The organism is Rhodococcus sp. P1Y, assembly GCF_003641205.1.
In the GTDB taxonomy this organism is placed as follows: domain Bacteria; phylum Actinomycetota; class Actinomycetes; order Mycobacteriales; family Mycobacteriaceae; genus Rhodococcoides.
In genome coordinates this window covers 623,783-644,690 of record NZ_CP032762.1, presented here as the reverse complement: position 1 = coordinate 644,690, position 20,908 = coordinate 623,783, and the positions used below count along the sequence as shown (strand labels likewise).

At 64.6% G+C, this 20,908-nt stretch carries 21 protein-coding genes; 13 read left to right on the top strand and 8 right to left on the bottom strand.

What is annotated here, in order from left to right:
* Positions 1 to 17: 17 nt before the first annotated feature.
* Positions 18 to 1,451, top strand: a complete 1,434-nt coding sequence (locus tag D8W71_RS03070; RefSeq protein ID WP_236077682.1) for a hydroxysqualene dehydroxylase — start codon at positions 18 to 20, stop codon at positions 1,449 to 1,451.
* Here the strand turns inward: D8W71_RS03070 and D8W71_RS03065 are convergent.
* Complete coding sequence (locus tag D8W71_RS03065) at positions 1,448 to 2,464, bottom strand: DUF5914 domain-containing protein (protein ID WP_121110898.1); 1,017 nt, start codon at positions 2,462 to 2,464, stop codon at positions 1,448 to 1,450. The genes D8W71_RS03070 and D8W71_RS03065 overlap by 4 nt on opposite strands.
* Positions 2,465 to 2,670: 206 nt before the next feature.
* Here D8W71_RS03065 and D8W71_RS03060 point away from each other — a divergent pair, with 206 nt between their 5' ends.
* Together D8W71_RS03060 and D8W71_RS03055 are read left to right on the top strand one after the other, a co-directional pair.
* On the top strand, positions 2,671 to 3,279 hold the full coding sequence (locus D8W71_RS03060) for a DJ-1/PfpI family protein (protein ID WP_121118471.1): 609 nt from the start codon (positions 2,671 to 2,673) through the stop codon (positions 3,277 to 3,279).
* Positions 3,276 to 3,737 carry a MarR family winged helix-turn-helix transcriptional regulator gene (locus D8W71_RS03055; protein WP_121110896.1) on the top strand — a complete coding sequence of 154 codons (462 nt, stop codon included), beginning with the start codon at positions 3,276 to 3,278 and terminating at the stop codon, positions 3,735 to 3,737. Before D8W71_RS03060 ends, D8W71_RS03055 begins: the two co-directional genes overlap by 4 nt.
* Here the strand turns inward: D8W71_RS03055 and D8W71_RS03050 are convergent.
* From D8W71_RS03050 to D8W71_RS03040, 3 genes are read right to left on the bottom strand one after another with little or no spacing between them, the layout of a single operon-like run.
* Complete coding sequence (locus D8W71_RS03050) at positions 3,713 to 4,192, bottom strand: SRPBCC domain-containing protein (RefSeq protein ID WP_121110894.1); 480 nt, start codon at positions 4,190 to 4,192, stop codon at positions 3,713 to 3,715. The two genes, D8W71_RS03055 and D8W71_RS03050, sit on opposite strands and share 25 nt — an antisense overlap.
* A 39-nt stretch (positions 4,193 to 4,231) precedes the next feature.
* Positions 4,232 to 4,540, bottom strand: a complete 309-nt coding sequence (locus tag D8W71_RS03045; protein ID WP_121110892.1) for an AzlD domain-containing protein — start codon at positions 4,538 to 4,540, stop codon at positions 4,232 to 4,234.
* On the bottom strand, positions 4,537 to 5,271 hold the full coding sequence (locus D8W71_RS03040; protein WP_121110890.1) for an AzlC family ABC transporter permease: 735 nt from the start codon (positions 5,269 to 5,271) through the stop codon (positions 4,537 to 4,539). Before D8W71_RS03040 ends, D8W71_RS03045 begins: the two co-directional genes overlap by 4 nt.
* A 66-nt stretch (positions 5,272 to 5,337) precedes the next feature.
* Here D8W71_RS03040 and D8W71_RS03035 point away from each other — a divergent pair, with 66 nt between their 5' ends.
* On the top strand, positions 5,338 to 5,895 hold the full coding sequence (locus D8W71_RS03035; RefSeq protein WP_121118469.1) for a helix-turn-helix domain-containing protein: 558 nt from the start codon (positions 5,338 to 5,340) through the stop codon (positions 5,893 to 5,895).
* Positions 5,896 to 6,002: 107 nt separating this feature from the next.
* Here the strand turns inward: D8W71_RS03035 and D8W71_RS03030 are convergent, their stop codons facing one another.
* Both D8W71_RS03030 and D8W71_RS03025 read right to left on the bottom strand, forming a co-directional pair.
* Entirely contained in the window at positions 6,003 to 7,220 is a 1,218-nt protein-coding gene (locus tag D8W71_RS03030; RefSeq protein ID WP_121110888.1) for an FAD-binding domain-containing protein, read from the bottom strand.
* Positions 7,221 to 7,338: 118 nt separating this feature from the next.
* Positions 7,339 to 8,691, bottom strand: a complete 1,353-nt coding sequence (locus D8W71_RS03025) for an MFS transporter (protein WP_121110886.1) — start codon at positions 8,689 to 8,691, stop codon at positions 7,339 to 7,341.
* 186 nt (positions 8,692 to 8,877) lie between these two features.
* Between D8W71_RS03025 and D8W71_RS03020 the strand changes: the two genes are divergently transcribed.
* Positions 8,878 to 10,089 (top strand): PucR family transcriptional regulator, encoded by a 1,212-nt coding sequence (locus tag D8W71_RS03020; protein WP_121110884.1) that lies wholly within the window; start codon positions 8,878 to 8,880, stop codon positions 10,087 to 10,089.
* On the opposite strand, the gene D8W71_RS03015 is transcribed toward D8W71_RS03020, so the two are convergent.
* Positions 10,076 to 11,158 carry a zinc-dependent alcohol dehydrogenase gene (locus D8W71_RS03015; RefSeq protein WP_121118467.1) on the bottom strand — a complete coding sequence of 361 codons (1,083 nt, stop codon included), beginning with the start codon at positions 11,156 to 11,158 and terminating at the stop codon, positions 10,076 to 10,078. The two genes, D8W71_RS03020 and D8W71_RS03015, sit on opposite strands and share 14 nt — an antisense overlap.
* A 241-nt stretch (positions 11,159 to 11,399) precedes the next feature.
* On the opposite strand from D8W71_RS03015, the gene D8W71_RS03010 reads away from it, so the two are divergent.
* From D8W71_RS03010 to D8W71_RS02980, 7 genes are all read left to right on the top strand, one after another.
* The gene (locus D8W71_RS03010) at positions 11,400 to 12,569 is read left to right on the top strand and encodes a thiolase domain-containing protein (protein ID WP_121118465.1); all 1,170 of its coding nucleotides are present in this window, start codon (positions 11,400 to 11,402) and stop codon (positions 12,567 to 12,569) included.
* On the top strand, positions 12,566 to 14,155 hold the full coding sequence (locus D8W71_RS03005; RefSeq protein ID WP_121110882.1) for an acyl-CoA synthetase: 1,590 nt from the start codon (positions 12,566 to 12,568) through the stop codon (positions 14,153 to 14,155). Before D8W71_RS03010 ends, D8W71_RS03005 begins: the two co-directional genes overlap by 4 nt.
* Positions 14,152 to 15,048: a PPC domain-containing DNA-binding protein gene (locus tag D8W71_RS03000; protein ID WP_121110880.1), complete on the top strand. Its 897-nt coding sequence runs from the start codon at positions 14,152 to 14,154 to the stop codon at positions 15,046 to 15,048. The genes D8W71_RS03005 and D8W71_RS03000 overlap by 4 nt, the downstream gene beginning before the upstream one ends.
* Positions 15,045 to 15,827 (top strand): SDR family NAD(P)-dependent oxidoreductase, encoded by a 783-nt coding sequence (locus D8W71_RS02995; RefSeq protein ID WP_121110878.1) that lies wholly within the window; start codon positions 15,045 to 15,047, stop codon positions 15,825 to 15,827. The genes D8W71_RS03000 and D8W71_RS02995 overlap by 4 nt, the downstream gene beginning before the upstream one ends.
* On the top strand, positions 15,824 to 17,209 hold the full coding sequence (locus tag D8W71_RS02990; protein WP_121110876.1) for an FAD-binding oxidoreductase: 1,386 nt from the start codon (positions 15,824 to 15,826) through the stop codon (positions 17,207 to 17,209). The genes D8W71_RS02995 and D8W71_RS02990 overlap by 4 nt, the downstream gene beginning before the upstream one ends.
* 238 nt (positions 17,210 to 17,447) lie before the next feature.
* Complete coding sequence (locus D8W71_RS02985) at positions 17,448 to 18,695, top strand: reverse transcriptase family protein (protein ID WP_236077681.1); 1,248 nt, start codon at positions 17,448 to 17,450, stop codon at positions 18,693 to 18,695.
* 37 nt (positions 18,696 to 18,732) lie between these two features.
* Positions 18,733 to 19,566 carry a MerR family transcriptional regulator gene (locus D8W71_RS02980; RefSeq protein ID WP_121110872.1) on the top strand — a complete coding sequence of 278 codons (834 nt, stop codon included), beginning with the start codon at positions 18,733 to 18,735 and terminating at the stop codon, positions 19,564 to 19,566.
* Here the strand turns inward: D8W71_RS02980 and D8W71_RS02975 are convergent.
* Positions 19,553 to 19,735, bottom strand: a complete 183-nt coding sequence (locus tag D8W71_RS02975) for a hypothetical protein (protein WP_121110870.1) — start codon at positions 19,733 to 19,735, stop codon at positions 19,553 to 19,555. The two genes, D8W71_RS02980 and D8W71_RS02975, sit on opposite strands and share 14 nt — an antisense overlap.
* Before the next feature lie 221 nt (positions 19,736 to 19,956).
* On the opposite strand from D8W71_RS02975, the gene D8W71_RS02970 reads away from it, so the two are divergent.
* Entirely contained in the window at positions 19,957 to 20,868 is a 912-nt protein-coding gene (locus tag D8W71_RS02970; RefSeq protein WP_121110868.1) for an aminotransferase class IV, read from the top strand.
* Positions 20,869 to 20,908 lie beyond the last annotated feature (40 nt).

Sequence of the window (20,908 nt, the reverse complement as noted above, 5' to 3'; positions counted from 1 at the left end):
GGGTTCCGCGCGTTGCCGTGATCGGCGGCGGGATCGCAGGGCTCAGCGCGGCGACGGCGTTGGCCGAGCGCGGCGTGTCGGTAGTGGTGCTCGAGCGCGAAGAGTATCTCGGCGGACGCGTCGGCGGATGGTCGACGGAGTTGGAAGACGGTAGTGCGGCCACCATGAGCCGCGGCTTCCATGCGTTCTTCCGCCAGTACTACAACCTGCGAAACCTGTTGGAGCGCAGTGATCCTGGTCTGCACCGGTTGCATCCGGTGGAGGACTACCCGCTGATCGACGGCAGTGGCCGGATCGACGGATTCAAAGGTCTGCCGGAAACGCCGCCGCTCAATGCATTCGCGTTCGTCAAGCGAAGTCCGACGTTCAAGTGGCGGGATCTCGGCAACCTGAGCGGACTGGCGGCGCTGCCGCTGATGACCGTCAGCGTGCCCGAAACGTTCGACAAGCTCGACGATGTCTCGGCGGCGGAGTTTTTGCGGCAGATCAATTTTCCCGAGGCAGCACGACATCTCGCGTTCGGAGTGTTCTCGCGGAGCTTCTTCGCCGATCCGGAGAAGATGTCGGCGGCCGAACTCGCGATGATGTTCCACATCTACTTCCTCGGTTCGTCCGAGGGACTGGTGTTCGACGTACCCACCGGCCCGTACCCGCAGACGCTGTGGGACCCGCTGGGGGAGTACCTGACCGGATTGGGTGTCGACATTCGTACCGGCGTCACGGTCGGTACCGTCGAGCCGGGCTTTCGCGTCGACGGTGAACAGTTCGACTCCGTCGTCATGGCAACCGATGTGGGCGGGCTCCGGTCGATAGTCGACGCATCGCCCGATCTCGGCACCGTCGAATGGCGCTCCCGCGTCAACGCGTTGGAGAACACTCCGCACTTTCTCGTGCATCGCGTATGGCTGGACAAGCCGGTGAACGCGGATCGCCCGCCGTTCATCGGCACCGGCGACATGCCGCCCATCGACAACATCAGCGTGCTCGAGCTGTTCGAGGACGAAGCCGCCGAATGGGCATCGAGGACCGGCGGGTCGGTGGTCGAGCTGCACGCCTACGCCGCAACCGACTCCGAGGAGGAGACCCGAGCGCAGCTGATGGCTCGAATGCACGAGATCTACCCCGAAACCGCGTCGGCCACCGTGCTGTACGAGCGGTCCGAGTGGCGAAACGATTGCCCGATGTTCGGTCTGGGCCAGTTCGCGCACCGGCCCACCGTCCGCACGCCCGAGCCAGGCCTGGTTCTGGCGGGAGACTGCATCCGTATCGACCTGCCGGTCGCGTTGATGGAGCGCGCCGCGACGACGGGCCTCGCAGCGGCGAACATGTTGTTGGAGGGCTGGGGCGTCGAGGGGCACGACATCGTCACCGTGCCGGTGCGTGGGCGGTTCAAGATGTTCGACAAGATCGACCAGTGGACCGCGGGGTTGCAGAAGGCGCCTTCTGCCTAGAGACCCCTCGACCGCAGCTCGTACCGACGCTCGGCGTAGTCGAGGTCGTCTTTCCACAACCGGGCAGCCGTCCACCCCATCGCGGGCCGGATAACGGGCGCTACCTTGCGGGCGAAACGGAAGCCCGGCCGGTCGGAGCTAGCGACCGTTGCTTCGATGACTGCCGTGCGGGGCTTACCGTCGGGACCGGGGGCCATCGGCGTCGCATGTGTTTCTACGACGCTTCCCGCACCCTCGCCCTCGAGTATGCGCATCACGATGGTTCGGGGTCCTGGGCACACGAACTCCGCGCGGACCGGCACGCCGATGCCGCGGCTGACGCGGAAGGTGACGTCGACGAGGAAGCGGTCGTCCTCGTCGGGCACATCGATGTCGGTCGGTGCGTCGATGACCTTCAACCGAGCGAACGAGTACGGATGGAACCAGGCGCCGTGCCACGGATCGAGACGGTTGGCGACGACGTCGTCGGGCTCGCAGATTCCCGTCAACGTCACCACAGCTTCGACGCTCGTCGACGACGGCGGCCGGATGGGGACCACCGGCACGGGCGTCGGCTCCTCACCGCCGAGTTCGTCCAACCGAACCCACACGAGGATGCCGTCGTCGAACGCCGGATACGGCCGCCAGCCAGGACGACCTCTCGGGCCGAGCGGCATGCCGTGCCACAGGCAGATGAGGGTGTCGCATTCGATCTTCGCCTTGTCCAGCGGCGCACCCAGGTGCGGGCATGCTCCAGGGGCTATGTGGATACCACCCGTCTCGTCGCGCCAGGCCACCAGCTCGGTGGTCCCGACGGTCCGTCCGAACGGTTCCTTGGTGCCGATGTCGCGGCTGGCTGCGAAGACGAACCAGTTTCCCGACGGGCGGGTCTTGGCGCGTTTGAGCGCGGATTCGATGACTTGGGGGTTGGCACCCTTCCAGGTGGGCTCCTGCTTCGCCCACGACTCCGACGGGAGTGGCTGGAGGGGGAGCGTCTTGGGCCAGCGGCTGCGCAGTGCGTCGAAAGCGACCATGACTCCAGTATGCGGAACGCGCGGCTCCGCCGCCCGTGAGTGAGGAATTACGGCCGGGTGTCATTACGCACTCACGATCCCCGACCTGGTCGTGCGTGCGTAGTTCCCGCCGGACGTAACTACGCGCGCACGGGTGTGGCATTGACAGGGTGCTGTCAAAACCGTACATTGACAGCACACTGTCAAATCACGCTCGGAGGATGCACATGACGACTATCGCTCTCTACGCAACCGACACCATGGCGGACTGGGAATACGCCTACATCACAACGGGAATCGCGATGGCCCGTGAGCAGGGGGACGACCGATACGAACTGAAAGTGGTGTCCGACGGCGCAGACGTGGTCACCACTGCCGGAGGGCTACGGATCCTGGTCGACGGCGATGTGGCGGACCTCGTCGTCGGGGATCTCGCGGCGTTGATCCTTCCCGGTGGCGGCACCTGGGGGCAGGGCCATGCGAAGATTCTCGACGTGGCGGTCGACGTACTTGCCACGGGGGTTCCCGTCGGCGCGATCTGCGGTGCGACGCTCGGCTTGGCGCGAGCCGGTGCATTGAACGATCGGGCGCACACGTCCAACGCGCTCGAATTCCTGACCACTGCAACCGAATACGCGGGTTCGGAGCATTACCGGGATGACCGGGCCGTCGTCGACGGAAACTTGGTGACCGCGCCCGGGACTGCGCCACTCGAATTCGCCAAAGCAGTGTTCGAGGTGCTCGAGCTGTTTCCGAAGCCCATCATCGACGCCTGGTACGGGCTGTACAGCACCGGTGAGAAGAAGTACTTCGATCAGCTGCAGGGAGCGCAGTGAGGTCTGCGGCCGGTGATGCGTTGACGTCGCTGGTTCTTCCGGCGTTCGAACTGAACGGTGAGTTCCTCGCCGCCGCCGAGGACATCACCACACCCGCAGGTCTGACGCCGGCCTGGTGGCAGGTGTTGGGTGCGACGCTCGACGAGCCGCTCACGGTCGCCGACATCGCGCGTCGTGTCGGCCTCGGTCTTGCCCGCCAGAGCGTGCAGCGCACGGCGGACATACTCGTGGACAAGGAGTGGGCCGAGTACCTTTCGAACCCGAAACATGCTCGCGCCAAGCTACTGCAGCCGACGGCAAAGGGCCGAGATACGCTGCGAGGTCTGCGTAAGGATCAGCACGCCTGGGCCGACGCGGTCGGGCAGGACGTCGGCGAGGAGGAGATCGAACGAGTTCGGGAAGGTATCGCGAAGATCATCGCTGCATCGAGGCGCTACCGCGGTTCGAGCGAGGAGTAGTACTCCTGTTGAGCCGGGTAGTAGTCGTCGAAGTTCGGCAACGGTTGCCCGTCGCGCGACGCAATGAGCATGTCCAGGTAGTACTCCCACCCGGGCCCGATCTCTCCGATACCGTCGGTATCCGGGCGGTGCTGGATCAGAGTCACCAGAGTGGAACTGCCGTCCGAAGTGAGCACTGTCTCGAGATCCCAGCCATCCGCGGACACCGCGAGCCGCCCAGGTGATTCACACGCGTCGACGCGCATATCCATCCACGGCGAACCTTCCTCGAACGCCATCTGAACCCGGATCTCTGCGTCGGAGATGCGTTCCCACGGTCCGAACCACAGAGCGGTGCGGTCGGATTCGGTGAGAGAAGCCCACACGTCCTCGCGTGGTGCGTCGATCGCGCGGGTGATCTCCAGATCGACGCCGGTCTCGGTGCGCCGAAGTATGCCGTTCGGAGTTGGGCTCATAGCGACATTATGCAGCGAATTCGGCTCCCGCCGGGGAGGTTACGCAACCCCGAAGAATCGCAGCCCTGCCGTGGTCGCGGCCGCTGCAACGACGATCACGACGAATGGGGCGTTCTTCCATGCCAACACCGCGGCGACGAGGATCCCTGTCAGGCAGGCGAACCCGGCGAAGCCGTTGTCGACCACCAGTGCCGTGGCGATCAGTGCGACGAACACGACGGCAACGGCGATGGATGCGAGTCGCTCGATTCGGGGCGAGATCGATGTCCGGCTTCGCAACAGTGGCCCGGCCAGTCGAAACGCGAAAGTCCCCGCGGCCAACCCCGCCAGCGGCAGCATCAGATTCATGCGTTCACCTTCGTAGCCAGCCACACTGGAGCCACCCCGAGGAGTGCGAGGAGAACGGGCAGGCCCGGTGGGAGGACGAGCGACGCCGCGACGGCAATCGTTGCACCGAGCACCGCAGCCTTCCTGGTGACGGCATCGCGCAGCGCCGGCATGACGAGAGCGATGAGCACGGCCGGAAAAGCTGCGTCCAATCCCAGCGCCGCGGTGTCGGTGATCAGTCCTCCGGCGAGCGTTCCGCCGAGCACGCCGATGTTCCAAGCGACGAACAATCCGATTCCGCAGACCCAGAACGAAGACCTGCGTCGTACCGGGTCCTTCTCGGTCACGGTGAAGGCGACGACCTCGTCGGTGATGAGGTGGGAACCGAGCAGCCGCCGGGCTCGGGATGAACCGTCGAACGTGTCGCTGACCGAGAAGCCGAGTGGGATCAGACGAGCGTTGACCAGAAGGGCGCTCGCGACCGCAGCGAGCGGATTACCCCCTGCTGCAAGCACTCCCACCAAGATGAACTGAGCTGCGCCCGCAAAGACCAACACCGACATTGCGACCGGTACCCAGATGGGCAGGCCGGTGCCGACGGCGATCGCACCGAACGATGCACCCACCAGTCCGTCGGCGAGACAGACGAGGGCGATGTCGCGCGTCGTTCCTGTCAGTGGAAAGTCGTGGCCCGTGACGAGTGTCCGCGCACGGGTGACGGAGGCACGTACTGTTCGCCATATCGAACGCATAGTCACAATACTGAACGATCCGCAGGTGTTCGTCAAGGTGAACGATAGACCGATAGAGTGAACGACATGTCGCACCCCAGTGCTCCCATCGCAGCCATCGCCGCGTCACTACAACGTGAGCGAAAGCGTGTAGGTCTATCGCTGGCCGAAGTTGCTCGCCGGGCCGGCATCGCGAAGTCGACGCTGTCGCAGCTCGAGTCCGGCACCGGGAACCCAAGCGTGGAGACGCTGTGGGCACTGAGCGTCACGTTGGATGTCCCATTCGCTCAGTTGGTCGAGCCGGTGAAGCCGAGGGTGCAGCTGATCCGCGCAGGTCAGGGGCCGGGGATTCCGTCGGACACGGCTGACTACGTCGCCACGCTTCTGGCGTCGTGCCCGCCGAACGCGCGGCGGGACATCTTCGTCATCAACGCCCAGATCGGTACGCCCCGCAACTCGGATCCCCACTCTCCGGGCGTCATCGAACACGTAGTTCTCTCGGCCGGCCGCGCTGTGGTGGGGCCGACCGACGAACCCGTCGAGCTGCATCCGGGTGACTACGTCAGCTACCCAGCCGATCTGCCGCACACATTCGAGGCGCTCGTGCCCGACACCTCGGCAGTGCTGATCTCCGAGCACGCCTGACCTGTGAGGCGGCTCCGCCGCCCGTGCGTGGGTAATTACCGCCCAAGGTAACTACCCACTCACGAGCAGGTCGGAGATCGTGAGTGAGTAATTACGCCCCAATGTCATTACCCGCGCACGGGCGGCGACGCCGCCCTACGCCACGCACTGAACGAGCGAACAGACGACGCGACCGGTCGCACCAGCCACGGCCACGGGTGAACCTCGACGGGAGCGAGGGCGTCGGCAATGCGAGCAAAGCCGGGGACAGGGGCCCACGTCGTCGCCAGAACACGCCCGGCCAACTCGTCGACCACTCGGCCCCGGCGCACCTCCAGCTCACGCGTTGACGCGATCTCTCCCAGTGTCTCGGCGAGGAAGACCAACCGTTTGCCGGACAGTCGCAGCCGCGCGAGCAGCGGCTCGTCGAATACGAACACCGCAGGCCTCGACGGATCGGCGTCCAGCGCTGGCTCCGAAGCGCCGAGGGACTCAGCGGTGAGCCAGACCTGCTCGCCGCCACCGCCGTCGACGTGCGCAGGGCCAGCCGGAATCGGTGCCTTGTTCAAATCGGGGCCATCGACCGACGGACCGAGATCGGCGTCGGGCCAGTCCTCGATGGGACACGCATCCTTCAGTGCACAGGCCCGGCACAGCGCGGGGGCGCGTTTCTGAACCTGCCATCGGCTGAAGCCGTAGGCCTTTCCACTGCCGGTCCCGACGGTCCACTGCCATCCCAAGCGATTGGCCGCCCTTGATCCGTCGAGAAGGTGGGCGAACATCTCGTCCTCACCGTCACGCCACGTCGCGCCGGCCCGCACAGCCCACTGGGACGACAGCCACATTCGAGTCTGATTCACGAGCCAGCCGTCGTCGTGCAGTTCTCCGACGACGGTGTCCATGCAGTTCATCTCGCCCGGCCACTCGCCCCGCGTCCAATTCTCCGGCCGCGGTTGCTCGCGTCGCAGAGACCGGCCGAGATACTTCCCGACGCGTGCATAGAGGTGCCGCGCGTATTCCTGCCACATGAGTTCGTCGCGGTAGCGCGACCTGTCGCGGGCAGGGGCGTCGTCGACGGCGTCCCAGACTTGCCGCAACGACAGGAGTCCGTGACGGATGTACGGCGACATCCGGCTGGCACCTCGGCGCGAGACGGGAAGGACGGTGCTGCGGGACCGCGCGTACCCCGTCACGTCGAGCCCGGCGAGCGCGGCGTCGGCCGCTGATTGGCCGCCGCGGATGCCGCCCGCCTTCACACCGGACGCGCCCTCGCGTGTCAGGTCACCGAGATGTTCGGCTACCCAGTTCACTGCATTCTCGGGTGGGGGAGTCGGAAGGCGAGGCATCGTCACGGACTTCCCCGCGCGTGCCGATCGAAACCGCCTCGGAAGCCGACACCTTCGATGGGGCGACAGAAACCTGGCCACTGCGACGAACGATGGCCAGGTTTCGGACAGCGGTGAGTCAGACGACGGCTTTGTCCCCTGTCGTCGCGGCGAGGCGCCGCCGGACGACGAACAGCAGGGCGACGGCCATGGCCATGAACCCGCCGACAACCCAGAGTCCGGCTTTCGAACTGCCGGTCGTGTCGAGAAGCCATCCCGTCAGGTACGGCGCAGCGAGACCCGCGGATGCGCCGATCGTGTTGACCAGCGCGATGCCCGCAGCCGCTCCTGCGCCGGTCAGGAAGGTCGTCGGCAGGTACCAGAAGATGGGAAGAGCGGAAAAGATGCCGACCGCGGTGACGGTGATGACCGCCATCGTGAGGAACGGCGAATTCATGTACATCGCGATCGGAACACTGACTGTGGCAAGCGCTACAGGGGCGATGAGATGCCACATGCGCTCTTCGAGTCGGTCCGACCGTCTGGTCCACAGAATCATCGAGATCGAGGCGATAAGGAATGGGACAGCGACGATGAATCCGTTCTCGGCGATGGAGAACGTGGTGTCGAACTGTTGGGCGAAGCCGGCAACGATCGTCGGAAGAAAGAAGCTGATGGCGAAAAGGCCGTAGCCGATTCCGAAGTACGTGAGCCCGAGCAGCCACACCGTCGAGTTCCGCAACGACTCGCGTACCGAGACGTGACCGGTCTTCTCGGTTTTCGACTGTTCTGCCTCGATGCTGCGGTCCAGCCAGGTGCGTTCTTCGCTGCTCAACCACTTGGCGTCGCGGGGACGATCGGTGAGGTAGAACCAAGCGGCGATGCCGAGCAAGACCGTTGGTACACCTTCTACGAGGAACATCACGCGCCAGCCCTCGAGGCCGAAGAGTCCGTGCCAGTACTGGATGATGGCCCCGGAGATCGGTGCGCCTAGCGCGCTCGACAGGGGCAAGGCCACCATGAAGACGCCGACGAGCCTGACGCGGACTGCTCGCGGGAACCAGAACGTCAGGTACAGCATGATGCCGGGGAAGAATCCCGCTTCGGCGATACCGAGCGCGACGCGGGCGATGTTCAACCAGGTGGCATTGGGGACGAATGCCATCAGCGCTGCGATCAAGCCCCACGAGACGAGGATGCGTGCGATCCAGCGGCGTGCACCGAACTTGTGGAGGGCTAGGTTGCTCGGTACTTCGAGAAGGATGTATCCGACGAAGAACAGTCCGCTGGCGAGTCCGTACATGGTCTCGGTAAGCCCGAGATCCTCGCTCATCGTCAATTTCGCGAAAGAGATGTTGGTTCGGTCGATGTAGTTGAGGAAGTACGCCAGCCCGAGGAACGGGATCAGCCGCATCGCGACCTTGCGCATCACGCGGTTGGCCATCTCATTTTCCGGTACCGCAGTGTGCGGTAGTGGGGTGCGTGACACCATTCGTCGCTCCAGTCTCTTTCTGCGAAAAGCCCGTCGTGAAGTGGCGGGCTCACACACCTTGCTCCCATAGTGATGTGAGTCACGACTGTTGGCTGACGAAGCTTGACGAATCAGTTTCCTCTATTTGTCGAACTCCGGCGACAGCGCCCGGCAGACCCTTGGGTAGCACCTGGGTACGCTTCGTTCATGTCGCGAGACGCCGTACAAGCCGTCGTCGACCGCTTCGCCGACGAACTCGGTAGGTCGGTCGTGGTCAACGACCCCGAGGTGCGGATGTTGTTCGCCAGTCGGCATTTCGGCGACGAGGACCCGGTGCGGATCCGAGCAATGCTCAACCGCGACGCGGGAAGCGAAGCCATCGGATTCTTGCTGTCGAGCGGAATCGCGCAGTGGACTCGTCCTGGTCGAGTTCCGGGTTCGGAGGCCCTGGGCCTGCACGCGCGTGCAGGGGTTCCCATTCGCTGGCGCGGAGAAATGCTCGGGATGGTTCTGGTGATGGACGCGGTAGGAACCCTCACCCAGGCCGACTTCGCGCGGATCGCGGAAGTGGCAGACGAGATCGCCCCACTGATGGTCGGTGACCGGACGCCGCAGGACTCGGCGCGTTCGGAGGCACTCGTCGCAGGCATGCTCGGCACAGACGAGGCGGAGCGAGAGGCTTCTCTCGTCGAACTGAAAGCTGCGCCTGGAGCTGTTCGGGTCGTAACGGTGTCGCTGCGGCACAACAAGGACGCCGAGCTGACGGCGATAGCGCTTCGGCATGCCCTGGTGGCTGCGCGCTCACGCAGCCGCGGCGACGCATTGCACACGGTGGTGGGCGACGTCGGCCACCTGGTGTACCTGTCGACGTCGGCCCGTGATCTCGACACCGTCGTGGCCGAGGCCGAGGTGATGGCTCGCGACGCGGGGGACGTCGCTGGAAAAGGCGCAGCGGTCACTGCAGGAGTCGGGGCGCCTGCAGACGGTCTGAACGACGCCTGGATCTCGGCGCGTCAGGCTTCGCTGTCGGCGATCGTCGCCCGTCGGCTCGGCGGAGACACCGTCGTCGCCTTCGAGCGCGCCGGGGTGTTCGGTGTCCTCGCCCGCGTCCACACTGCGGATCTCGACATCACCGCGGTTCCGCACGAGTTGCGTCGCCTCGCCGAGGTGGACCGATCGGGGCGGCTGCTCGATACGCTGCGTGCGTTCTTGGACCACGCCGGTTCGGGTCCTGGCGCGGCCGATGCTCTGTTCATCCACCGGACCACGTTGTACTACCGACTGGACCGGATTCGCGACGCCGTCGGCATCGACCTCGACGACGGTGAGGTACGGCTGCACCTGCACCTAGGCCTCAAAGTGGCGGATCTGATGCAGGCAGAGGGCCTCGACCCGTTCCCGACACTCAACGCGCGCTGAGAGCGTCCTCGGGCGTCTGGAAGTGTGTTGGAACTCCCTGCGGGTACAGAACGACCTTGCACGCGTCGCCTGTCAGAAGCTCGATCGCCGTCTCGACGTCCTCGAGTTCCATACGGTGTGAGACGAGGGAGGACAGATCGACGCTGCCCGACGCCACCAGTGCGGACAGCTCGGTCCACGAGTCCCAGATTCGCCGGCCGAAACTTCCCTTGAGAGTCAGGCCCCGGCTGATCAGGTGGCGGGTCGTGCTGAGTTCGAGGGGGCGACCGGTCAGGCCGACGCTGACGACGGTGCCCTCTCGGCGCACCACGTCCAGCCCGGATTCGAGAGCAGGAAGCGCTCCGGAACACTCGAGCACCAGGTCCACACCTTCCGCAGGTCCGGTCAGCTCGTGGATCCGTTCGACGAGGTGTTCGCCCACAGGCACGAGCGTGGCGCCCAATGTGGCCGCCATCGACCTGCGGTGTGCATTCGGCTCGGCCACGAGAACCTGCGCTCCCTTTGCGCGGGCAATCTGAAGCGCGGCGAGTCCGATGGGTCCGGCCCCGCTGATCAACACCGTGGCACCGGCGAGGTCGATCCCGCTGCGTTGGACGGCGTGCATCGCGCTTCCCGCGGGTTCGAGCAGAGCCGCGGCCTCGATGCTCAATTCGTCGGGCAACGGGAAACAGGTCGACTCGGGCACGACGACGCGCTCGGCGAAGGCGCCGTCGATCGTGAGCCCGAGTAGATCCATCGACATGCAGTTGTGGGCGTTACCCAACCGGCATTGGAAGCATTCAAGGCACGCGATGTGGGTCTCCACGGCAATGCGATCGCCGACGCGCAGGCGTGTGACATCGGGTGCAACCTCGATGACTACTCCGGCGCACTCATGTCCGGTAACCACCGGTAGACGCAGGCCGAGAGCTCGAACGGCGGGGCCGTACTCGTAGGTCTCACGATCGGTGCCGCACACCGACACCGCGCCGACCTCCATGCGGATCTGTCCGGGCCCGAGGACCTGTTCGCGGTGGTCGGTCGCGATGTCGAAGCCGGGTGCGGGTTCGGTCTTGAGCACTGCGCGCACTTCATACCCCTTGTTTCGTTCGATGTGCACACAGTGTGTGGTGACGCCGATCACGGTGCATCGAGCCCTGGACGAGGAAAAGACCCTCACTTTCCTCCCTGTGTAGAAGTCCGGTCTTTCGACAACGAGAGGAATTCGGCGGTTGTCCTCTCGTCCGGCGACGGTGCAACCGCACGCGCTCGGCGACGACCATGACAGGCGTGAGGACGTGACCTGCCTCACGCCACAGGAGAGGACAGACGTGACTGCACCGCACATCATCGGCTGGGCGCACACCCGTTTCGGAAAGAGCGAAAGCCCGGACGTCGAGTCGTTGATCGCCGAAGTGTCGACAGCTGCACTCTCGGATGCCGGGCTCGATGCATCCGACGTCGACGTCATCACCGTCGGAGTGTTCAACAACGGTTTCTCGCAGCAGGGTTTCGAAGGCGCACTCGTCGGAGCTGGGCAGCCGGGATTGGCTCTCGTTCCCTCCACCCACGTAGAAAATGCGTGTGCGACGGGTTCCTCGGCTCTCTACACAGCTCTCGATCATCTGCAGGCGGGCCGCGGGCGAGTTGCACTCGTCGTCGGCGCCGAGAAGATGACCGCGACACCCAACGACGAGATCAACGACATCCTGCTCGCAGGCTCGCACCGGGCCACCGAAGCAAGTGCAGGTAGCTTCGCCGGTGTCTTCGCCGGGCTTGCGGACCAGTACGCCGATCGGTACAGCGACCCGCGCGACGCCATGGCACGAATCGCTGCGAAGAATCACCGCAACGGCGTCGACAACCCGTATGCACACCTGCGGCGGGATCTCGGTTTCGAATTCTGCTCGACGGAGTCGATCAAGAATCCAGCAGTCGTCGGCCGTCTCCGTCGAACCGACTGCTCGCTCGTCTCCGACGGTGCGGCCGCCCTTGTCGTCGCGCTCCCCGACGTCGCTCGGGCCGCACGACGCTCGGTGCGGATCACCGGCCGAGCGCACGCCAACGATCATTTGGCTATCGCTCGGCGAACGGACGCACTCGCTTTCGACGGAGCAGCGCGGGCATTCCACGGCGCACTTCGAGAAGCGGGCATTGCGCTGGACGATCTCGATCTGCTCGAGACTCACGACTGCTTCACGATCGCCGAATTGTTGCAGTACGAGGCCTTCGGCATCGCCGCGCCGGGTAAGGGCGCAGAAGCGCTCGCGGACGGTCGCACCGAGCGCGACGGCCTTCTGCCGGTCAATCGTTCCGGCGGGCTGAAGGCCAAGGGCCATCCACTCGGCGCGACCGGCGTCTCCCAGCACGTCATGGCCGCGATGCAGCTGACCGGCGAAGCGGGTGACATGCAGCTGTCCTCGGCGAGTCGTGCAGCTGTGTTCAACATGGGCGGCGCAGCGGTTGCCAACTACGCGACCGTTCTGGAGGCAATCCGATGACCGGCCCCAGACGAGCAGCGAACCTGGCCGAGGTACTGCGGCAGACGGCCCGTCGCCTTCCTAGCAGCACCGCGGTCGTGCACGGCGGCGAACGCTGGACCTGGGCGGAACTCGATCGACGCGTCGACGCACTGGCCGCCGAGCTGGAGCGTCGCGGGATCAGCAAGGGCGATGTGGTCCTGCTCGACAGCCCGAACCATCCCGAGTTCATCCAGGCGATGTATGCCACGTGGCGAATCGGAGCGGTTCTCGCGCCGGTCAATTCACGCCTCCACGATGACGATGTCGTCGTTATCGCCGGTGTGTGCCGCCCGAGCGTGATGATCGGGCACGCCTCGACCGCGTCGCACGTCGCAGCCGTCACCGCTGCTCGGGGTGTGAACGGTGGGGTGTTGTGGATCGAAGGCACTGATACCGACGCCGTTGCTGCTGTCGAGAGATCGTCGAAACCGGCCGCGATTTCCACCTACGAGGGCGAACCGGCCTGGTACTTCTTCACGTCGGGAACGAGTGGAACACCGAAGGCAGCCATCCTCACTCACGATCAGCTGGGATTCGTCGTCAACAATCATCTTGCCGATCTGATGCCGACGACCGACCGCCACCATGTCTCCCTTGTCGTGGCGCCCCTTTCCCACGGCGCGGGCGTGCACATGTTGCCGCAGGTCGCTCGTGGTGCAGCGACCGTACTGCCGGCATCGACGAGTTTGGTTCCGGATGAAGTATGGGGGCTGGTCGAGTCGGAGCGCGTAACCAACGTGTTCACGGTCCCGACCATCCTCAAGGTCCTCGTCGATCACCCGTCGGTACACGAGCACGACCACTCATCCCTTCGGCACGTGATCTACGCCGGTGCTCCGATGTACGCCCCGGATCAGAAGCGTGCTCGTGAGACGCTCGGTGAGGTATTGGTGCAGTACTACGGCCTCGCCGAGGTGACCGGCAATATCACTGTCCTCCCGAGCGCTGAACATGGACGCCCGGTACCCGAGGGGCTCTCGGCCGGCACGTGCGGCTATCCGCGTACAGGAATGGTCGTCAGCGTTCAGGACGACTCCGGCGCCGAACTGCCGGCAGGGGAAATCGGCGAGCTGTGCGTGGCAGGCCCAGCGGTATTCGCGGGCTATCTCGACAACGACAAGGCAAATGCCGAGGCGTTTCGTGACGGCTGGTTTCGCACAGGCGATCTCGGCGTCATCGATGACGACGGATTCGTTTACGTCACCGGACGTTCCTCGGACATGTACATCTCGGGTGGATCGAACGTTCATCCGCGCGACATCGAGGAGAAGATCCTCACCCACGACGCGATCGACGAGGTTGCGGTACTGGGGGTCCCCGACCCGAAATGGGGCGAAGTCGGTGTCGCGGTATGTGTTCGAACCCCTGGCGCCGAGGTGAGCGCCGAGCAGCTCACCCAGTGGCTCGGTGAACGCATGGCGCGTTACAAACTGCCCCGTCACATCCTCTTCCGAGACGCGCTTCCGAAGTCCGGATACGGAAAGATCGTCAAGCGCACAATTCGAGACGAGCTCGCCGCGCAAGGTTGGGGTCCCTATGCGTCCACGTTGGAGCCGGTCTCGTGAACTCATCAACCCGTACACAGTCACGATTCGAGCCGCTTGTCCATCCTGGTCCGCTCGCGGAGGAGCGACTCGAATCCGTCTCCAGCGCAACGGTGATCGCGAGGTATTCGTTGACGCCGGGCAGCCGATTGATCGATTCGATCGACGAGGCCCTGACCGAGCTAGGGCTCGACTCCGCACAGGTCGAGTTGCTCGGGGGTCCGCTCGCGCGGGTGTCCTACTGCGTGCCCGCCCTGTGCACCGACGGAACCCGCGCAGCCTGGTACAGCGAGACGCGTGAGTCCGCCGAGCCCGCGACGATCGTTGGCGGCAGCGCCACGGTAGGCCGCCGCGATGGTGAACGATTCATGCACTGCCATGCTGTCTGGTTCGATGCCAACGGGTCACTGCGTGGCGGCCATCTGTGGCCCGACACCGTGGTAGGAGCCAGCCCGGTGGAGGTCGTACTGCACGCCTTCGATTCGCTCGAATTGTCGAGCGCCATCGACGACGAAACGCTGATGCCGGTGTTCACGCCTTCTCGTCGGTCCGGCTCGGGTATCGGTACCGGCCGAGCCGTCATGACCCGCGTCCGGCCGGGAGTCGAGATCCACGAGGCGATTCGACAGGTGATGGCGGAGAGCGGAATGCGTCGAGCATCGCTGCGCGGCAGTCTCGGCAGTCTCGTCGGCGCGACGATGCGGCGTGAGGACGGAACCTTACTGGCTCCCGGCCCCGCCACCGAGGTGACACTGGCGGGATACGTTGTCCACGAGGGTGACCGGTTGGTCGAAGCCCGTCTACCGACATTCGCGATCGACCGTCATGGTGCGGTCCACGTCGGCGAGCTGGCCGACCACGGCAACCTCGTCGCGGTCACGTTCGAATTGTTCCTCGAGGAGATCGCGTCGTGACCGGCCGGCTCGCAGGCAAAGTCGCGCTCGTTTTCGGCGCTGGGTCCAGTGGGGCGGCGGTCAGTAACGGCCGCGCCGCTGCCATCGCATTCGCGCGCGAAGGCGCGCTCGTAGCCGCGATCGACCGCAACGCTGCCGAAGCCGAGCTGACCGCTCGGGAAATCGTGCGCGAGGGGGGCGCAGCAGTGGCCCTCGTCGCGGACGTCACCGACGAAGAGCAGGTCGAAACGGCGGTAGCGCGCACCGTTGCCGAGTTCGGTCCAGTTACCGTGTTGCACAACAACGTGGGGTCCACGACGGTCGGCGACATCACCGAACTCGAGAGGACGGAGTGGGACCGAGCGGTGGCCGTGAACATGACCGGTGTATTCCTCACCTGCAAGCACGCCATCCCGTCCATGCTCGCAGCAGGCGGGGGATCGATCGTGAACGTGTCGTCGACGGCCAGTATTCGGTACACCGGGTTCGACTACCCGAGCTACAGCGCGACGAAAGGCGCGGTCAATCAGCTCACCGTGGCGCTGGCGCTGCAGTACGCATCGAGGGGTATCCGTGCAAACGCAGTCCTGCCCGGGTTGATCGACACTCCACTCGTGTCCAACCAGTTGGCAGCAGATCCCGATGCGATCGCCGCTCGGCATGCAGGCAGTCCCACCGGACGCATGGGAACGCCGTGGGACGTGGCGTACGCAGCAGTGTTTCTCGCATCCGACGAGTCGGCCTACGTCAACGGCGTGTGCCTGCCTGTCGACGGTGGGCTTGCGGTGAGAGCACTGTGACCGCTGTCGTAGCAACCGAATCCGTTCGTGCGGTGATCGACGGTCTGCCCGCCGAGATCGTGGTGGTCGATCCGGACATCGTTCTCGGTTACGCCCGTGATCAATCGGGGTTCACCGACAACGCGTTGCCGGCGGCCGTCCTCCTGCCACGCACGACGGACGAGGTCTCGGCGTGTCTCGCTGCAGCACATCGACACTCCGTCGCCGTTGTTCCTCGTGGCGCGGGAAGTGGACTGAGCGGTGGGGCGAATGCGACCGAGGCATGCATCGTGTTGAGTCTGCATCGAATGACCGCGATCGTGGAGGTCGACGCGGTCAATCGCATCGCGGTGGTCGAACCGGGCGTCGTCACCGCTGATCTACGGGCACGCGTGGCAACCGACGGACTGTTCTATCCGCCGGACCCTGGAAGCGTCGAGTTCAGCACCATCGGCGGCAACGTCGCGACCAACGCCGGCGGAATGTGCTGCGTCAAATACGGTGTCACAGGCGACTTCGTCCTCGGACTGCAAGTTGTCCTCGCAGACGGTCGTGTCATGCGCACGGGTCGACGCACTGTGAAGGGCGTGGCGGGATACGACCTGACGCATCTGATGGTCGGCTCGGAAGGCACTCTGGGTGTGATCACCGAAATCACCGTGAGGTTGCTCCCCGCGCCCCGGCCTGCGCAGACTCTCGTTGCCTCCTTTCCGACTCTGGATGGAGCTGGACGCGCTGTCTCGGGAATATCGGCGTCGGGTTCGACGCCGTCGATGCTCGAGATATTGGATCGCACGACGGTCATGGCCGTGGACGAGATGGCGAAGATGGGAATGGGCGAGAACACGGCTGCACTGCTCCTGGTACAGAGCGACGATGTCGATGCCGATGTGGTCCTCGCCGACATCGCCGCCCTGTGCACCGGTTTCGGGGCGGAGGACGTGGTGGTCAGCTCCGATCCGGCAGAGGCGTCGATGCTTCTCGAAGCCCGCCGACTCGCGCTTCCCGCTCTGGAAGGACTCGGTGACTGGCTGCTCGACGATGTTGCCGTGCCCCGTTCTCGCATCACCGACCTGATCGCCTCCGTGGAACTGATCGCCTCCGAAACCGGGTTGACGATCGGAGTGTTCGGGCACGCAGGTGACGGAAACCTGCATCCGACGATCATCTACGACGACAGCGACGATGCCAGTCGAGCTGCTGCGATGTCGGCATTCGATGCGATCACACGACGTGCTCTCGAACTCGGCGGAACCATCACCGGTGAACACGGTGTGGGACGTCTCAAGACCGGCTGGCTCAGCATCGAGCAAGACGAGACCGCACTATCGGTGCAGCACGCCGTCAAGGCAGCTCTCGACCCGTCGGGAATTCTCAATCCGGGGGCAGTGCTGGCTCGGTGAGGTTGGCCGCGCCGACGATACCTGGGCATAAACCGGACATCTTTGGCATGGTGGTTCTCATGCAGCGGCGAACGGGCGAGAGTTGGTCCGCTGGGCCGATCCCAGGGGTAACCCCTGGGCGAGAGAGAAGAACTGGGCACTGCGTCCGATGCCGGTCCGCACGCTCCGCGTGCTTGACGGCGCCGAGTACGAAAGATTCAGGTCGCCCGTCGCCGCTGCACCTACGCCGAGAGCCCCGATGAGCCGCCAGTTCAGCCCGCAGATGGCCGCGTGGCTCGCTTCCCTGGCGGCTGAGGCGCCGTGGACACGGGGCGGCCTGGAGGAAGCGTTCATGCCGCTTCTGGGTGACAAAGCAGCGCGCCTCGCCTATCGCTTGATCGACCTCTTGCCTTCCGCGCCGTACGACACGGAATCGTTGCGTGGTCTCATCACCGGTCTTCCGCTGTTGCCGGAACCCCGCTCGGTCGAGCCTTCTCGCCGCAGGGACGGCGTCAAACCGTGGCTGTTCGAGGTGCCGCGGTATGTGACCACCGGCGACCTTGCCGAGTCGCTGAACCTGACGATTCCGGAGATCGAATGGTTCGCCGACGCCCACTCCCGCCTCACCGTCGCGCCCGAACCACTGCGGCACTATCGCGTCACCCCGATCCCGAAGAGGGTCGGCGCGCGTCTACTCGAGATCCCGAAGCCGCGACTACGCGAGATACAGCGAAAGATTCTGCGACGCATACTCGACAACGTTCCAGCGCACGCTGCGGCCCACGGTTTCGTCAAAGGTCGAAGTCCACGTACCTTCGGGATTCCGCACGCCGGACGCGAAGTGGTCATGTCTGTCGATCTGAAGGACTTCTTCCCGACGGTCGGGATCAACCGTGTGGTCGCAGTTTTCGACGCCCTCGGATATCCCAGGAACGTGGCGTGGAACCTCGCATACTTGTGTACGACGAGTACTCCCGCCGGCCAACTGGGCGGAATGCCCTATGCCACAGCGTCGTTGTTGCGATCGCGCCACCTCCCTCAAGGAGCCCCGACGTCGCCTGCGCTGGCGAATCTCGTTGCGCGGAGGTTGGATATTCGCCTGACGGGCCTGGCTCGTTCTATGGGCCTGCGCTACACCAGATACGCCGACGACCTCGCCTTCTCCGGCTCCGCGGATGTCGACGCGGTGCTGTGGGTGGCTCGGCAGGTCATCGTCGACGAGGGATTCGTCGTCAATCCCGTCAAGACTCGGGTTCGCCGTGCCCACAAGAGGCAGATCCTCACCGGCCTGGTCGTCAACGACTGGCCCGCCGTACCGCGTAAGGAGTACGACGAGCTCCGAGCCATCCTGCACAACTGCGCCGTCACCGGTCCCGAGCCGCAGAACCGCCATGGTGTCCCCGATTTTCGTGCCCATCTCTTCGGGCGAATCGCGCGTATCGGCGAGACGAACTCGGCGAGGCGTCGTAGATTGCTCGAGATGGCCGAGCAGGTGGACTGGGCTTGACCCTCACACTATGTGAGGCGGAAACCTCGGAGGGGTCATGTTCACCATTGGAGAGTTCGCATCGATCGGCCGAGTGTCGGTTCGCATGCTCAGGCACTACGACGAGATCGGGCTGCTGACGCCGGCGAAGGTAGACAGGTTCTCCGGCTACCGCTTCTACGACGGTCGGCAGTTCGAGACGTTGGGCAGAATCCTCGAGTTCAAGGACTTGGGCTTCCGCCTCGACGACGTCGCTCGGATCGTCCACGGGACCGTCGACGAGGACGAGTTGCGAACCATGCTCGCCGACAAGCGAGCCGAGCTTGCGGGTCGTCTGGCTCTCGACGAGGCCCGCCTCCGCCGCATCGATGCGCGTCTCCAGCACACAGAAGGAGTTTCGGCCATGATCACCGTAGAAACGAAGTCCTTACCGGTACAACGCATCGCGCAGCTCAGCGGGCACGCAGACGGGTTCGGTAACGCGAACATCGGACCCGTCATCGGGCCGCTCTACGCGGCGCTGGCGGAAAGACTTGTCGCTGCCGGCATCGGATTCGGCCCGTCGGCGTTCGCGACCTACGAGGCTCTCGACCTTGGAATCAAGGTCAACGCCGCATTCCCTGTTTCCGGTGAGGTCGAGGTTTCCGAGCTTTCGGGAACGGGTGGGGGCTTCGAGGTGGTCGAGTTGCCGCCGGTCGAACTCGCTGCGACGACGGTTCATCACGGATCGATGGCGACGATCGGCGACACCTGGGAATCGTTGATGACGTGGGTCGGTGAGAACGGATTCGAACTGGCCGGGGTGTGCCGCGAGCGCTACCTTGTCTCCGAGCCCAAGCCCCAGGACGAATGGGTCACCGAACTCCAGCAGCCGATCGTCAGGAAGCTCTGAGAAGTTCGATCTCACCGACGCACTGGCATCCACCGGTGATCTCGTCGCACTCCAATATCAGGAAATGACGAACGTACTCGAAATCCACGCAGTCCGGCTCCGTGCATTCCGCGTCGCCGATTGCGTGGATGACGAGCGTTCCTTCGCAACGATCTTCGATGCTGTGCATGGGCACTCCCTTCGCGGTTGTCTCCTTCAATTCCTATCACCGGGTCCCGACAAGTCCGGGAGAAGAGATGCGTGTTCGACGCCTGACCTGGGGCAAGGTCATGGCCGGCACTGTCGCCCCAGGCTCGAGGCGCCAGGGTCAATACCGCGGCGCCGTTGCGTTCGGTCCACGCCAGGATAATCGCTGTCGGCAGGTTTGCGGGTGCCGCTAGCATCACCTGCATGGCAACTCCACACGACAAAGTATTCTTCGGCAACGGCATCGTCGACGCACAGGACGCAAAGCTCGGAGTCGCCACCTCGGCCGTTCTGTACGGCCTGAGCGTCTACACCGTCTTTCCGGTGCACGGCTCATCCACTACGCGCACGGCCTTTCGGCTGCCCGATCACTATCAGCGTCTCGTCGAGTCCTGCAAGATCATCGGCATCGACACGTTCGCGTCCGAGTGGACGTACGAGAGGTTCGTGGACGCAGTGCGCGAGGTGGTTGCCGTCAACGATCCGCAGGATGAGGTCTACGTCCGCGCGACCGTCCACGTCGACGAGTCCATCCCCGGCACTCGTGTTCGCGGCCTGCACACCACGGTCAGCATCTTCCTGTACGACGCGGCTCCCATCGTTCCGCAGGACGGTATGCGCCTGAAAACCAGTGTGTGGCGACGAATCCCGGACAACGCCATACCCTCCCGTGCAAAGGTCAACGGTGCGTACGTCAATTCCGTTCTGGCCAAACAGGATGCAATCGACTCCGGATTCGACGACTGCATCTTTCTCGACATCAACGGTCATGTGTGCGAATTGAGCGCAGCAAACATCTTCCTGGTGCGCAACGGAGTGTTGATCACCCCCGATGCCACCAACGACATTCTCGACGGCATCAACCGTCGAACGATCCTGACCCTCGCCGGCGAGGAGGGAATTGAGGTGCAGGAGCGGACCGTCGATCTCACCGAGCTGTACATCGCCGACGAAGTCTTCGTCAGCGGCACCTCCGCGGGTGTCGCTCCCGTCCACGAAATCGACGGCCGCGCAGTCGGATCACGCGAGACGGGCCCGATGACGGCCGTTCTGCGTGAACGCCATCAGGCAGTGCTCGCCGGTGACCGGACTCACGGTTGGGTGACGATGCTGTAGTCCCTTCCGCCGAGATCGAGGTTGTGTCGCAGTTTCGGCC